This is a genomic window from Exiguobacterium sp. H66 (assembly GCF_018618705.1).
Lineage (GTDB): Bacteria > Bacillota > Bacilli > Exiguobacteriales > Exiguobacteriaceae > Exiguobacterium_A > Exiguobacterium_A oxidotolerans.
The window spans coordinates 1-14,520 of sequence record NZ_JACSMQ010000005.1; the positions used below are offsets into that span (position 1 = coordinate 1).

At 49.2% G+C, this 14,520-nt stretch carries 11 protein-coding genes, 1 pseudogene and 2 riboswitches; of the genes and pseudogenes, 4 read left to right on the top strand and 8 right to left on the bottom strand.

Annotation, left to right across the window (positions count from 1 at the left end):
• The coding region (locus KNP88_RS15825) for a hypothetical protein (protein WP_214893695.1) at window positions 1-132 on the bottom strand (132 nt) is incomplete at its 3' end.
• A gap of 398 nt (window positions 133-530) precedes the next feature.
• On the opposite strand from KNP88_RS15825, the gene KNP88_RS09295 reads away from it, so the two are divergent.
• The 4 genes and pseudogenes from KNP88_RS09295 to treC all read left to right on the top strand — a co-directional run bounded on the left by KNP88_RS09295 (window position 531) and on the right by treC (window position 5,005).
• Window positions 531-1,976 (top strand): PTS transporter subunit EIIC, encoded by a 1,446-nt coding sequence (locus KNP88_RS09295; RefSeq protein WP_353048782.1) that lies wholly within the window; start codon window positions 531-533, stop codon window positions 1,974-1,976.
• Window positions 1,858-3,027 (top strand): IS200/IS605 family element RNA-guided endonuclease TnpB, encoded by a 1,170-nt coding sequence (tnpB, locus tag KNP88_RS09300; RefSeq protein ID WP_353048784.1) that lies wholly within the window; start codon window positions 1,858-1,860, stop codon window positions 3,025-3,027. The genes KNP88_RS09295 and tnpB overlap by 119 nt, the downstream gene beginning before the upstream one ends.
• A 75-nt stretch (window positions 3,028-3,102) precedes the next feature.
• Window positions 3,103-3,336 (top strand): annotated as a pseudogene (locus tag KNP88_RS09305) (trehalose permease IIC protein); the annotation flags it as partial.
• A gap of 25 nt (window positions 3,337-3,361) precedes the next feature.
• Window positions 3,362-5,005: an alpha,alpha-phosphotrehalase gene (gene treC, locus KNP88_RS09310; protein ID WP_214893407.1), complete on the top strand. Its 1,644-nt coding sequence runs from the start codon at window positions 3,362-3,364 to the stop codon at window positions 5,003-5,005.
• Between the two features lie 197 nt (window positions 5,006-5,202).
• Here treC and KNP88_RS09315 read toward each other — a convergent pair whose 3' ends face one another.
• The 7 genes from KNP88_RS09315 to ribD all read right to left on the bottom strand — a co-directional run bounded on the left by KNP88_RS09315 (window position 5,203) and on the right by ribD (window position 13,798).
• A complete protein-coding gene (locus tag KNP88_RS09315; protein ID WP_088837987.1) occupies window positions 5,203-6,564 on the bottom strand; it encodes an alanine/glycine:cation symporter family protein in 1,362 nt (453 codons plus the stop codon).
• A 163-nt stretch (window positions 6,565-6,727) separates the two neighbouring features.
• Window positions 6,728-7,492 (bottom strand): DUF6612 family protein, encoded by a 765-nt coding sequence (locus KNP88_RS09320; RefSeq protein ID WP_214893409.1) that lies wholly within the window; start codon window positions 7,490-7,492, stop codon window positions 6,728-6,730.
• Window positions 7,493-7,564: 72 nt separating this feature from the next.
• Window positions 7,565-10,216 carry a putative bifunctional diguanylate cyclase/phosphodiesterase gene (locus KNP88_RS09325; RefSeq protein ID WP_251137180.1) on the bottom strand — a complete coding sequence of 884 codons (2,652 nt, stop codon included), beginning with the start codon at window positions 10,214-10,216 and terminating at the stop codon, window positions 7,565-7,567.
• Window positions 10,217-10,493: 277 nt separating this feature from the next.
• Window positions 10,494-10,955, bottom strand: coding sequence for a 6,7-dimethyl-8-ribityllumazine synthase (gene ribH, locus KNP88_RS09330; protein WP_214808901.1), 462 nt, complete (start codon window positions 10,953-10,955; stop codon window positions 10,494-10,496).
• 1 nt (window position 10,956) lies between these two features.
• Window positions 10,957-12,141 carry a GTP cyclohydrolase II gene (ribA, locus tag KNP88_RS09335; protein ID WP_214893413.1) on the bottom strand — a complete coding sequence of 395 codons (1,185 nt, stop codon included), beginning with the start codon at window positions 12,139-12,141 and terminating at the stop codon, window positions 10,957-10,959.
• Window positions 12,141-12,767 carry a riboflavin synthase gene (gene ribE / locus KNP88_RS09340; RefSeq protein ID WP_214770965.1) on the bottom strand — a complete coding sequence of 209 codons (627 nt, stop codon included), beginning with the start codon at window positions 12,765-12,767 and terminating at the stop codon, window positions 12,141-12,143. Before ribE ends, ribA begins: the two co-directional genes overlap by 1 nt.
• On the bottom strand, window positions 12,752-13,798 hold the full coding sequence (gene ribD / locus KNP88_RS09345; RefSeq protein ID WP_214893415.1) for a bifunctional diaminohydroxyphosphoribosylaminopyrimidine deaminase/5-amino-6-(5-phosphoribosylamino)uracil reductase RibD: 1,047 nt from the start codon (window positions 13,796-13,798) through the stop codon (window positions 12,752-12,754). The genes ribE and ribD overlap by 16 nt, the downstream gene beginning before the upstream one ends.
• 159 nt (window positions 13,799-13,957) lie before the next feature.
• Window positions 13,958-14,102: riboswitch (FMN riboswitch) on the bottom strand.
• Window positions 14,103-14,253: 151 nt separating this feature from the next.
• Window positions 14,254-14,358: riboswitch (SAM riboswitch) on the bottom strand.
• Window positions 14,359-14,520: the final 162 nt, after the last annotated feature.

The following is a 14,520-nucleotide window of genomic DNA, read 5'->3' on the forward strand; positions in this document are numbered from 1 at the left end:
CTGTCTCCATCTGAGTAGGGTCGATTGTGTGACCCCGAAGAGTCTTGCGACTTCCCACAACGTGGACACTCCTTCTTCATAAGTTTGGATGGCATATAGTTTTTCACTAGCGGAACGCTTGAATTTGAACATAGAAAAAAGCTCCTTTCAAAAGTAAACAGTTTTTCTTATTTCAACTGTCTACTTTTTGGGGAGCATATCATTCAGAGGCAGGTAAGACCCTGCTCGTTGTCCGTGAGGATCAAGGAGCAACGGCTTGCGCCTCGCCCGAGGAACGCAACGAAAACAGACGCTTGATCTCCCGATAGCACGTTGTCTACAGTCTTAAACCGCCTCCCGATTTTGTCGGAGAGGCGGTTTTTATCTTGATTCAGAAAGGATTGAAGTCTCCTCTTCTTCAATCTTTTTAAACTTATCTATATAAGTTGTTAACTTAACTTATATAGATAAGTTAAGATGAGTTTGCGCAGATAAGAAAACGTTTTCATTTCAAGTGATGTCTTCAGTTCAATCCAAAAGGAGAATGAGAGATGAAACCTAATTACCGTCAAATTGCTGAACAACTCATCGAACGAATCGGTGGGAAAGATAATATTGAGCAAGCCGCCCATTGTGTGACGCGTCTTCGCCTGACACTGAAAGATCAAAGCCTCGTCGAACAAGATGCCTTACTCGAAGTCCCGCTCGTCAAAGGGGCATTCCTGAATGCCGGCGTCTATCAAATCGTCATCGGTGCGGGGGATGTCGACCGCGTCTATGCCGAATTCATTCAATTGACCGGATTAAAAGCAACGACCATCGCCGACGTCAAATCGTCCGGTGCTTCCAAGATGAATCCGTTCCAGAAACTGATTAAAGTCTTCTCCGACGTCTTCATGCCAATCATTCCTGCCATCATCGTCGCTGGTCTCTTGATGGGGATCAACAATCTCTTCGGGATCGAGTTCGGCGGAAAAACGATGATTGACCGCTACCCGAACCTCCAAGGGTTATGGGATTTAATCAACATGATGGCGAACACCGCCTTCGTCTTCTTACCGGCACTTGTCGGTTGGTCGGCAACGAAGCGCTTTGGCGGGAGTGAAATTCTCGGGATTGTTATGGGACTTATGCTTGTCCACCCGGACCTCTTGAATGCCTGGAACTATGGACAAAGTGCGTTAAAAGGCGAGATTCCGACATTCAACATACTCGGTCTCTTCGAAATCGAAAAGGTCGGTTACCAAGGTCAAATCCTGCCTGTACTCGCAGCAGCCTATGTCTTAAGTACGATCGAGAAATGGCTCAAGGAACGTGTTCCGAATGCAATCCAGCTCCTCGTCGTTCCGATTACGACGATTACCTTGACCGGATTCCTTGCCCTCGCTGTCATCGGTCCCGTCACGCGTCAGCTCGGCGACTGGATCACGATTGGTGTCGTCAATACGTTCGAAGCCGTCCCGCTGCTTGGTGCCTTGTTGTTCGGTGCTCTCTATGCACCACTCGTCATCACGGGGATGCACCATATGTTCATCGCCGTCGACCTTCAACTGATTGGACAAAGTGGCTCAACCTTCATCTGGCCGATGATCGCCATCTCGAATATCGCTCAAGGATCAGCGACGCTCGCCATGCTCTTCCTCGCGAAAAACGCGAATGATAAAAACATGGCGTCGACGTCCGCGATTTCTGCCTACTTCGGTATTACGGAACCGGCGATGTTCGGTGTCAATTTACGCTTTAAATATCCATTTTATCAAAATCAGGCGAGAATACGCCCACTTCTAAACGATCAGGGTGAAGCCCGAGTGAAAGTGGGAGATGAATCGCCAGCCTGCTTTTCGGGTATATTCCCTTTGAAGGAGGTGAAAAATCTTGTTGACTCACAAGGCCTACAAATTCAGAATCTACCCGACAAAAGAGCAGGAAATCCTGATCGCGAAGACAATCGGTTGTTCGCGCTTCGTCTTCAACCACTTCTTGGCGAAGTGGGATGAGACGTATAAAGCGACAGGGAAAGGACTGTCTTACGGTTCTTGTTCGAAAGAACTCCCGTCGTTGAAGCAGGCGTTCGACTGGCTGAAGGAAGTCGATAGCACGTCTGTGCAGACGAGCGTCAAAAATCTTGCCGATGCCTTTGACCGCTTCTTCAAGAAGCAGAACGAACGGCCACGCTTCAAGTCAAAGTGCAACCCCGTTCAATCGTACAAGACGAACATTCAGGGCAAGTCTCAACTTCCAGAAGTCTCGATCGTCGGCGCAAAAATCAAAATTCCAAAGCTGAAGTGGGTGCGTTTCGCCAACTCGAGACAGGTCGTCGGACGCATCTTGAACGCGACCATCCGGCGGAACGCTTCAGGAAAATACTTCGTCTCCCTGCTCGTCGAGCAGGAGAGCAACGAGATGCCGAAGACGGGCTCATCCGTCGGCGTCGATGTCGGACTCAAGAACTTCGCCATCCTGTCGGACGGCACGGTGTACAAGAATGACCGTTACTTCCGTTCGCTTGAGAAAAAGCTGGCACGCGAGCAACGCAAGCTTTCTCGTCGTCAACGTATCGCCTTGGATAAGAAAGTAACACTTTCCAAGGCGAAGAACTACCAGAAGCAGAAGCGGAAGGTCGCCCGCATCCACGAGAAGATCGCCAACAAGCGAACCGATTTCCTGCACAAGGTCTCGACCGAGATCGTCAAAAACCACGACGTCATCGGCATCGAGACCTTGCAGGTGAAGAACATGCAGAAGAATCGCAAGTTGAGCAAGTCCATCTCCGAGGTCAGTTGGTCGGAGTTCTTCCGCATGCTCGGATACAAGGCGGAATGGTACGGGAAGACCGTCGTGAAAGTCGGCAAGACCTTCGCCTCTAGTCAACTGTGTTCCAGTTGCGGACATCAACACAAAGACGTGAAACATCTTGGCTTGCGTGAATGGACATGCCCGAGTTGCGGCATCCACCACGAACGGGATGTGAACGCAGGACTGAACCTCAAACAAGAAGCTGAACGCCTCCTAGCTTCTTCAACCGTCGGGACGACGGGGTTAGCCTGATCAGGTTTCGACCGTTAGGTCGGATCACTCAGGAATCCTCCACCTCTAAGCGAAGCGTAGGTGGAGGTAGTTCAAGCAGCACTCGTCGGATCAGCCATCGCTTCTTCTTTCATCGCCGTCAGCGGTGTCTTAGCTCCTGCAATCGGTGTCGGTGGTTTGCCTGCCTTCATCTCAATCGTTCCCGGATTGATTTTGTCGTTCATCATCGGTATGGTGATCGCGATTGTTATCCCGGTTGTCTGTACGTTCCTGTTCCATTACGTCTCAACGAAACGCGCACGAAAAGCGGCACTCAAAGATGCTGCGTAACTGTTTTTAGAAAGGTGTGACTTGTATGACGCTCACAACGACCGACTGGCGGAAATCCGCTGTTTATCAAATCTATCCGAAAAGTTTTTATAGCCCGGAAGGAAAAGCGACGGGCACCCTCCGTGGCGTCACGGAAAAACTCGACTATCTCGCGTCACTCGGCATTGATTATTTATGGCTGACACCCGTCTATGCCTCACCACAAAATGACAATGGGTATGATGTCAGCGACTATTATGCGATTGACCCTTCTTACGGGACGATGCAAGACTTCGATGACCTGCTTGCGGAAGCAACGAAACGTGATTTGTCGGTGATGATGGATATCGTCGTCAATCACTGTTCAACGGAGCACGACTGGTTCCAGCAAGGACGGAATCCCGACAGTCCGTATCATGATTATTTCATTTGGCGGGATGAACCGACCAACTGGCAGTCGAAGTTCGGTGGTCCGGCCTGGTCGTTTGATGAAGTCGCCGGCAAATATTATCTTCATTTGTTCGATCAAACCCAAGCCGATCTCAACTGGGAAAACCCGCGTCTTCGGGAAGATATTTATCGGATGATGCAGTTTTGGCGCGACAAAGGGGTCCGTGGATTCCGCCTGGATGTCATCAATCTCATCTCGAAGGATCAATCGTTCCCAAATGACCCGACTGGAGACGGCAGAACGTTTTATACGGATGGACCTCGTGTCCATGAGTACCTCCAGGAAATGAATCAACGTGTGTTTGACGGTCATGACTTGATGACGGTCGGTGAGATGTCCTCGACGACACTCAATCATTGCCGGCAGTATTCAAATGTCAGCGAGGAAGAGTTGAAGATGACCTTTAACTTCCACCATTTAAAAGTCGACTATCCGGACGGTCAAAAATGGACAGCCGCACCATTCGATTTTCTTGAGTTAAAACGGATCCTGTCGGACTGGCAAGTCGGGATGCAGGGAAAAGCGTGGAATGCCATCTTTTGGTGCAACCACGGCCAGCCTCGTGTCGTCAGCCGGTTCGGTGACGATACCATCTACCGCGTCGAAAGTGCGAAGATGCTCGCGACGACGTTACACGGTCTACAAGGCACACCGTATATTTATCAAGGTGAAGAAATCGGGATGACGAATCCGGATTTCACGGATCTTACAGATTATCGTGACGTCGAAACATTGAATCTCTATGAAGAAAAAATTGCTCAGGGCGAAGCATCTGAACAGATTCTTGCGGCAATCCGCCAAAAATCACGCGACAATGCCCGAACACCGATGCAATGGGACTCGACGCTTCACGCCGGTTTTTCAGAAGCAACGCCGTGGATCGACGTCGCTCCGAACTATACTGACATCAATGTCAAAGCTGCCGTCGCTAATCCTGATTCGGTGTTCCACCACTATAAAAAGTTGATTCAATTACGAAAACAATATGACGTGTTGACGAACGGAATGTATCGTCTTCTCACACCGGACGACTTGTCGATTTGGGCGTACGAACGAACGACAGAGGACGAACAGCTGCTCGTCCTCTCGAACTTCTACAGTTTAGAAACGACGTTCACGTTACCAGAGACGATGTCGGACGCCGACGTCTTGATTCAGAACTATCCTGATGTCGCACAAGACGGGCGCAACGTCACATTACGTCCATATGAGTCGGTCATGTTCTACCGGACCACTTAACGATTTGAAATGAATAGAGGGGGGTGGATTTCCAGTGTATGATCCGGAAATCCACCTCCCTTTCTCTTGTGAACGATAAGAATTTGCATAGAAAAGGCCGATGCTTCCGTAAAAAGTCGGAAGCGTCGGCCGTTTGATGGATTGTGATCTGACTCCTGCGTCGGATTCACCTCCAAAAGAAATGATTGCTTTTGGATTCAGGAGGCGTTTCGATTTGCCTGTTCTTTTTTCAGCTGTTCGCGGAACAACCTCGTCTCGGCAATGACGACGCCGGACAGACCAAGCAGACCAATCAAGTTCGGTATTGCCATCAAACCGTTGAAGACGTCCGAGATGGCCCAAACCATGTTCAAGTTCGTCGTCATCGCGCCCAGTCCGGCGACGAGAACAAATACGACGCGGTACGGCACGATTGATTTTTGACCAAAGAGATAATAAATTGATTTTTCACCATAATACGACCAGCCGAGGACTGTTGAAAAGGCAAACAAGACAAGTCCAATCGTGACGATATACTTTCCGGTCGGACCGAGGAACACTTCAAAACTTGCAGTCGTCAATTCGACTCCTTCTAATCCGGTCCCGATTTTTCCACCCATGACGAGCGTCAATCCTGTCATCGAACAGACGAGAATCGTATCAAGGAAGACTTGTGTCATCGAGACGAGTGCTTGTCGTCCCGGGAAATCGGTTTTCGCAGCCGCAGCCGCGATTGGCGCTGAACCGAGACCCGCCTCATTCGAGAAGACGCCTCGGGCGACACCGTAACGAATCGCCGCCCCGATTGCACCACCCGTAATCGCTTCATTCGAGAACGTGCTGCTGAAAATTGTTGAAAATGCCGCTGGAATCAAGTCGTAGTTCATGATCAGGATCAATAAACCACTTCCGACATAAAAGAAAATCATGAATGGCACGAAAAAGCTGACGACTTTCCCAATCGATTTGACACCACCCAAAATGACGCCACCTGTTGCGACCATTAAGACGATTCCGGTCACGTAGAGCGGTACATCGAACGTTGACTTCATCGCGAGCGCGACCGAGTTCGTTTGAACCCCGTTACCAATCCCGAAAGCAGCAATCGAAGCGAAAGCGGCAAATAAAATCCCGAGCCACTTTTGCTTGAGCCCCCGTTCAAGATAGTACATCGGCCCTCCGGCCATCTGCCCCTTTTCATCGACGACACGGTATTTGACGGCGAGAATCGCCTCCGCATATTTGGTCGCCATACCGAATAATCCGGATAACCACATCCAGACGATCGCACCTGGTCCCCCAAGGACGACGGCTGTTGCGACACCGACGATATTCCCCGTACCGACCGTTGCTGCCAGTGCGGTCATTAATGCCTGAAAGTGACTGATGTCCCCTTCCGATTGTTTCGAGTCCTCTTGTTTCGTAAACGCGAGCTTTAACGCATAAGGAAGTTTTGTAATTTGAATGAATCCTAAACGAATCGTTAAGTAAATGCCTGTTCCGACTAATAGGATCAGCAACGGTGCTCCCCAAACTAAATTCGACACCGAACTTACCCACTCAGTGAATGACGTTCCCATGCTTTTCCCCCCTCTGCAATTCGTATGTAGACTTTCCCATTTTTTCAGAATTGACAGAATACTGTCAACCCTATTTCCTAAGTTCCCCGTTCAGAGATGTTCCACACATAAAAAAAACGCCGACCTCCTCCGGCGTGTCACGTCGGGGAAAATCGGCTGTTCGTCATTGGTTCATATCAGTAATCGATTGGGCCTCTTTTGCCTCTTCCGGCAGCTCAATCGACTCGATGGCATTGAATTTCGAAAACGTGGATTCATTCGTCATCTTAAAGGTCGTGCCTTCTGTGATTTCAAACTCCATCGTCATATCGAGCGACTTCGGATAATACGTCTTTGCGTCATATGTCATCGTATATTTCATCTTTTTATAATCCACTTGATCCATCATCTCTTTCATCTGCGCCATCTGTCCCGATTGTTCGAGCGCGTCTTTCATGAAGTTTTTCAAGTCGTCCCCCGTCAAGTCCACATCAATTTGATAGAGTTCATCTTTTCTTTCGGCTGTCCAATTGTCTTTATACTTCTTCAACAGTTTCAGGTTTTGATCGGTCGAGACGGATGATTCCATGATGTCATTCATCTCCGAGATGTCTTGGACAAACCATTGCCCGTCCTGTGCGATATACATCTTGTCGTCGAGCATATAGCTCTCCATTTGTACATCCGAGCCATCCTCGACATTCTTCATCTTAATCGTTTGATGCATCGTATAGGGTTTTTGAATGACATCTGCTGCGACTTGCTGACTGACAGGCAGACCGCCGACTTCTGAAAAGATGTCGCTCTCCATATGAAACGACTGAATATCCTCCTGTGCTGCCGTCGCCTTTTTTAACAGTTCACTATTCGACAGGTCGTCTTGACTGCATCCGGCAAGACCGACCGAAGAAACCATTGCCAGCGAAAAAAACCATCTTCCCTTCTTCATGTGCGTTCCCTCCTCGTTTACCTGTGTCTACGAGTCGATTTTGGAAAAAGTTTCAAACTGATTCGGTTACGCTTAGCGCTGATCCGGATAGAGCAACGGCTCAATGGCTTCAGGCCGCATCGGACGACCGAAATAATAACCTTGCATCCGTGTACACTTCAAGCGATTCAAGACGTTGACTTGTTCGAGCGTCTCGACCCCTTCCGCGATGACTGCTACATCCAGCGATTTTGCTAAATGAATGATGGAGGAAATCATCGCATACCCACTCGTCTCGATATTGATTTTCTCAACAAATTCACGCGGAATCTTTAACGTATCAATCGGGAAATCGACGAGACGGGATAATGAGGAATAGCCTGTCCCGAAATCATCAATCGAAATCGTGAACCCCAGCTCTTTCAAACGATGCATCGTCTTGACCGTATCTTCGATGTCTTCGACTGCCGATACCTCCGTAATTTCTAAATCGATTCGCCTCGGGTCGACGTCTGTTTCTGCTAAAAGTTGCATCAACGTCAGGACGAACGTTGGGTGATGGAACTGTTGCATCGATACATTCAAGCCTACCTTCAAGGCGATGTCTGCCTGTTCCCAGCGCTTCGCCTGCAAAAAGCCTTCACGTAAAACCCATTCGCCAAGACGAATGATCATCCCCGCTTCTTCCGCGAGGGGAATGAAATCGTTCGGTGAAATCATTCCGAGCTCCGGATGATTCCAACGGACCAACCCCTCGACACCGACCATCTGATACGTGATCGTGTCGACTTGAGGTTGATAATACAAGACGAGTTGATTCGTCTCAATCGCATGGGGGAGCTCCGACTCAAGTCGTAGCCGGTATGACGCCGCTTCCGCAATATCATCAAAGAAGACGACCGTTTTTCCGCCTTTTGCCTTTGCCTGATACATCGCTAAATCCGCTTGTTTTAATAACGTCACGACATGTTTCGGTTCCGTTCTTTGATGGCGAACTACTCCGATACTCGGGCTCGAGACGACTTCAAGCCCTTCAATATTGTACGGGATGCTCAACTGGTTAAGAAGACGCTCGGTCCGGGTTCTCGCCCCTTCTTCCGACACGATATGACGGAGAATGACCGTGAATTCATCGCCCCCTTGTCGGGCGACGACATCTTCGATTTCTGTCGCGCGGCGTAAGCGTTCTGCGACTTGAATCAACAATTGATCGCCGATGTGATGTCCAAACGAGTCATTCACGAGTTTAAAATCGTTTAAGTCGATGAAGCAGAGAATGATTGTTTCTTGACTTTGTTCTTGCTCGACTAAATGGTGTAACATCTCTTCGAAGTACTTTCGATTGACCGCTTTCGTCAAATGATCATAGTACGCAAGCTGATGGATTTTCAATTCATTTTTCCGCATGTCTGTGATGTCACGACCGATGCCGAACAAACCAACAAGTCGTTTTCGGACACGAATCGGAATTGTCGTCACGCTGAGCAGGACATTGTTGCCACCTTCCTTTCGAAACACCGTCTCGAATTGTTCAGCGCTCATCTTATCTTGATCCGCCATGGCAGAAGTCCCTTGTCCAAGCAATTGATCGTACGACCGACCAATCAACTCGCTCTCACAATGTTCCGTCAGTTTTTCGAATGATGGGTTCGCACTTTCAATTTGTCCTTTCAAATCAAGAGAATAAACGGCATCCGGATGATACGTAAAGAGTGATTCATAACGTTCCTTACTCTCTTCCAACTCGTCCGCCTTATGGTGGATTTCTTGAATCAATTGATGGTTACTTAAAATCATTAAAATTTGCCGGACTAAAATTAAGAGAATCGTCACCCCGCAACCAATCATCAATCCATTTAAGGCATCTCCCCGTTGCGCATAAAACAGCATTGTTGAGAACAATAGAAGTACGAGGAAATACGGTAAAAACAATCGCCCGAGATGCAAGGATTGCCTTTCTTCCTGATCGACTCGGATATGTTCCATCGTCACTTCTCCCGCGTGACCGGAAATTGCGACTAACAATAAACTTAAGATGAATAACGGATCAATCGCTGCGGTGTTCTCATATCCATGGATGGTCGTCATATATAGAAAAATGGTATCGGCGATAATCTGAATTAATATTCCGATTAATAAAAAGGAAAAACAGGTCGGTCGTGTGACAGTTTGTCGTTTTTCGATTAAGAAGTAGATGCTGATGACACAAAACAGCAACACGACATCATTCATCGGATACGCGAACGCGACGAAGTTTTCCGCTGTCGACGCTTGCCCATCCGCTAAAGAAGGACGAACCAAGAAAAACCAGCTGTATGTCACAGCGACAGTCATGACGATTAAAATATCAAACACGAATCGAATCAATTGATGTTTCGTCACGTATTTTCGAATCAAATGAAGAAATGCCATAAAGAAAAAGAACGATTGCAACATATAAAAAGGGTCCGGCAGACCGGGAAAAGGAACGGCAACCTGTTGGATATTTTCATAAGACATCCAAATCAGTTCCGCAATCAGATAACTTCCTGTTCCGAAAGCAAGATAGAGAAAAAACCGACCTTGGTCCCGACCATTCGTTCGATATGTGTGCAGTAAGAATAATGTTGCAGCTATACAGCCTATGATAGAAAAAATGTTATTCCCCCACGATGCCAGTTCCGGTCGATCGGCATAAAACCAGATCCAACTATAATAGCTCAAACTAAATAAAAGAACGCCGTACACGTAATGAATCCGCTTCATGTTCATTCGCCCCCCTTTCTTCCAAACCTCTAAGTTTTCCGTACTTTTATTATTATACGGTGGTTATACCATCCCGTGTATGCGTGACCATGAATTATTGACAAAAAACAGAAAACTTTCTATCGCATGTAAGAGGGGCGCGACCTCAAAAAGGAATCGCTCATTTCACGCGCTTTCCTGGAGGAGTCGCGTAAAACGAGTGATTCCTTTTGAACGATCTAACAGGTGGCGGATTGGCTTTTACGTCCGTCCCCGTTTTACATCCGATAGAGAAACATTACTGAAAGCTGCGTAACAAGTTCGCCATCTCGATGGCAGAGACCGCCGACTCATACCCTTTGTTCCCTGCTTTCGTGCCGGCCCGTTCGACCGCTTGTTCAATCGAGTCCGTCGTCAATACACCGAAGATGATCGGGACACCCGTCTCACGCGACGCACCGGCGACTCCTTTCGCGACTTCATTGCAGACATAATCGTAATGCGACGTCGCACCGCGGATGACGGCACCAAGTGTGATGACGGCATCATACTTACCGCTTTTCGCCAGTTTCTCCGCGACGAGCGGAATCTCGAATGCGCCCGGCACCCACGCCGTATCGACGTTATCCGCTGCGACACCGTGACGACGGAAGGCATCGTTTGCTCCTCCGACTAATTTAGATGTGATCAATTCATTAAAACGTGCTGCGACGATCGCAACCCGGAGTCCTTCGCCCGTTAAAAATCCTTCGTATACCATCTTATTTTCCTCCTTCGAGATCGAGCAGATGCCCGAGCTTCGTCTGTTTGGTTTTGAGATACTGGTGGTTTTCTAAATTTGCCGGTACTTCATGCGGAACCCGCTCAAGCACGGTGATGCCGTACGTTTCGAGCGCTTGCTGTTTATCCGGGTTATTCGTCATCAAACGGATTTTCGTGACACCGAGATCCTGAAGCATCGCTGCTGCGACGGCGTAGTCGCGTAAGTCGGCTGCAAATCCGAGCGCATGGTTCGCCTCGACCGTATCGAGTCCTTGTTCTTGGAGCTCATAGGCTTTCAGCTTCGCCATCAAACCAATCCCCCGCCCTTCTTGACGCAAGTAGAGGACAGCGCCGCCTTCCTGTTCAATCCGGTCGAGCGCCGCGTCGAGTTGCGGACCGCAGTCACACCGTTTTGATCCGAAGACGTCACCCGTCAGACATTCGGAATGAACCCGGACGAGCATCCCGTCTTCGGCTTCACCTGATAGCACCGTGACATGTTCCTTGGCGTCAGGTGTCGTATAACCAAGCATTCGAAACGCCCCGTGCGTCGTCGGTAACAAGACTTCCGCTTCACGGCGGACAGGGCGCTCGAGATAGCGGACGAGAGCATCGATCGTAATCATTTTTAAATCATGTTCTGCTTTATACGTCACTAAATCATCAACCCGTGCCATCGTCCCGTCGTCTAAAATGATTTCACAGATGACGGCCGCTTCGGCGCTTCCCGCGAGCCGTGCCAAATCAATCCCTGCTTCCGTATGACCACGCCGGACGCGGACGCCGCCTTCGTTTGCGATCAACGGAAAGATGTGTCCGGGACGCTTGAACTGATTTGGACCATCCATCAACATCCGCTGAATCGTCATTGCCCGTTCCGCTGCACTGATGCCGGTTTTCGCATCTTCATGATCAATGCTGATCGTAAAAGCCGTTCCGTGCGGATCCGTGTTGACATCTGTCATCGGTCGGAGTTCGAGTCGTGTTGCGATATCCGGACTGACCGGGACACAGACGAGTCCTTTGCCGTAAGTGATCATGAAGTTAATCATCTCGGGTGTCGCGTGTTCCGCAAGTAACACGAGATCCCCTTCGTTCTCACGGTTTTCATCGTCACAGACGATAATCGGTCGTCCGCGTTTTAAGTCATCCACTGCTTCTTCAATCGAATCAAATCCGTTCATCATACTTCGCCTCCTAAAAATGCCGACCAGTCCGTCTTCGCATCCTTCTGCGTAAAGTGATAGAGATGTTTCGCCATCAAGTCACATTCGATATTGACGAGCGCACCCGTCTGCAAGCGATCGAACGTCGTAACTTGGCGTGAATGGGGAATCAATGAAATCGTCACCGCATCGTTTCCGACATGTTGCAGCGTCAGGCTCGTACCATTGATTGCAATCGATCCTTTCGGAATACAGTACTTGCTCCAGTCCCCTGCTTCAAAGCGGTATTCCATCGCTTCGCCGTCCGGTCGCCGGCTGAGAAACCGAGCCGTCCCGTCGATATGCCCGCTGACGAAGTGACCACCGAACCGTCCATTCGCCGGCATCGCGCGTTCGAGTTGAACGGCTGCTCCGACCCGTAACGTCTGAAGCGACGTCGCTCGGATCGTCTCATGGACCGCATCGGCCGTGAATCCGCTCTTCGTCATCGCCGTCACCGTCAAACAAATGCCATCAACGGCAATGCTGTCGCCAATCTTTGTTCCATCAAGTACTGCTGTCGCTTCAATCTCGAGCGCCAGCCCGTTCGGACGGGGGACTTTCCGTTTTATTGTGCCAAGTTCTTCAATCAATCCGGTAAACATGTCATCCTCTCCTTTCGTACATACTGGAGATGGACGTCCTGTCCGATTTGGTTCATTTTCACTAAATCAAAACGGTCTTCGATGTCCTGTTCCGTCGTCAGAGACTTTGTCCCACTGAAGAGGGACGGTGCCTGATAGAGTTCGATCGTATCCACGAGATCCGCTTCTAAAAATGCGGATTGAATCGTGGGACCGCCTTCAATCAACAGACTGCGAATACCTTGTTCATATAAAAGTTCGAGGATTTGGTCCGGTGTCGCATACGTCCCGACGAAAACCGTCACGTTCGCCCGTTCGCTTGTTCGTGGCTGTTCCGTCAACCAATACGTCGGATTCAATCCGTCATTCATGACTTGAAACTCATCCGTCAGGCGCCCCCGCCGATCGACGATGACGCGGACCGGTTCGATGCCGGTCGAACTGCGCAATGTCAATGCCGGGTCATCGATGATCACCGTGTCGCTTCCGACGAGAATCGCGTCGTGTGTCCCGCGTAACTGCCGTCCGTCAGCACGTGCCGCTTCTGAAGTGATAAAGCGTTGTTCACCCGTCGCGACCGTCCCGTTCATCGTTTGGGCGACTTTCACTGTGACATGCGGACGTTTTCGTTCGATTGCCTTCCAAAACGGTTCGTATAATGCCTCCGCCTTATCTTTTAGCAACCCGACTTCAACCTCAATCCCCGCCTGACGGAGACGTGTGATACCGCTTCCTGCGACGAGCGCGTGGCGGTCCTCTGTCGCGATAAAGACGCGCGCAATGCCGGCTTTTAGAATCGCTTCCGTACACGGCGGTGTTTTGCCGTGATGATTGCACGGTTCGAGCGTCACGTAGAGATCGGCTCCGCGTGCTGCTTCACCTGCCATGAGGAGCGCTTCGACTTCGGCATGGGGTCCTCCCGCATAACGGTGGGCCCCAAAACCAACAATCCGCCCCTGTTTGACGATGACGCAGCCGACACTCGGATTCGGGCTCGTTTGACCGTTTAACATGTGTGCTAGTTGCATCGCATAACTCATGAATGTTTCCATTTTTTCCGCTCCTTTCAATAAAAAAGACGCCTCCTGTAAAAGGGGGCGTCGTGATTGAAGGATTGACGAAATAAGCGTCTCGCGTTTCTGTTTTTACACATACAGAAACAGACCTTTCCCTGAAAACATTTTTTCAGAAAATGGCACCAAGCGCATTGTTTCGTCCTTCTCCCATCCGGACTTTACCGTCGGCCTTGGAGTCTCACCAAGTCAGCCACAGTGCGTACACTGCAGGTCGCGGGCTCATCGATTTATCAATCGCATCACCGCCGGTTGGGATTTTCACCCTACCCCGAAGAACTGGTTATTGAGTTATACAGCTCAAGACTAGCACAGGTCATTCTAAAATACAAAATGAATTGTATTTCATTCTCTTTTTTAGGAAAACATCAAAAAAAGGACCCTTCTCTTAAAAGAAAAGGATCCTTCCATCTGCACTAAGGCAGAATCCGCTCAGCTCATCTTTCAGACAAACGTCTGACGGAATTGGCACAGTACGACGTAAGAAGTCTGTTGCCGAGGTTTCGTAGGGCCAGTCCCTCCACCTCTCTCGATAAGTGCTACGGTATGAAGTTCATATGTGTGATGTTTCAAGTCGTTCTTATGTCGTGAATCTAATGCTTACACTACGGGGATTCCTTTCTCAAGTCAACCATATTTTCAAAATTAAACCAAATTACCCAGTTTATCAATTTCGACTTCTTTTTGACGTCTTGACAACG

What these genes read in the sequence shown, in the direction of transcription:
- KNP88_RS09295 (WP_353048782.1), top strand. Translation starts at nt 531, where the DNA reads ATGAAACCTAATTACCGTCAAATTGCTGAACAACTCATCGAACGAATC.
- treC (WP_214893407.1), top strand. Translation starts at nt 3,362, where the DNA reads ATGACGCTCACAACGACCGACTGGCGGAAATCCGCTGTTTATCAAATC.
- KNP88_RS09315 (WP_088837987.1), bottom strand. Translation starts at nt 6,564, where the DNA reads ATGGGAACGTCATTCACTGAGTGGGTAAGTTCGGTGTCGAATTTAGTT.
- KNP88_RS09320 (WP_214893409.1), bottom strand. Translation starts at nt 7,492, where the DNA reads ATGAAGAAGGGAAGATGGTTTTTTTCGCTGGCAATGGTTTCTTCGGTC.
- KNP88_RS09325 (WP_251137180.1), bottom strand. Translation starts at nt 10,216, where the DNA reads ATGAAGCGGATTCATTACGTGTACGGCGTTCTTTTATTTAGTTTGAGC.
- ribH (WP_214808901.1), bottom strand. Translation starts at nt 10,955, where the DNA reads ATGGTATACGAAGGATTTTTAACGGGCGAAGGACTCCGGGTTGCGATC.
- ribA (WP_214893413.1), bottom strand. Translation starts at nt 12,141, where the DNA reads ATGAACGGATTTGATTCGATTGAAGAAGCAGTGGATGACTTAAAACGC.
- ribE (WP_214770965.1), bottom strand. Translation starts at nt 12,767, where the DNA reads ATGTTTACCGGATTGATTGAAGAACTTGGCACAATAAAACGGAAAGTC.
- ribD (WP_214893415.1), bottom strand. Translation starts at nt 13,798, where the DNA reads ATGGAAACATTCATGAGTTATGCGATGCAACTAGCACACATGTTAAAC.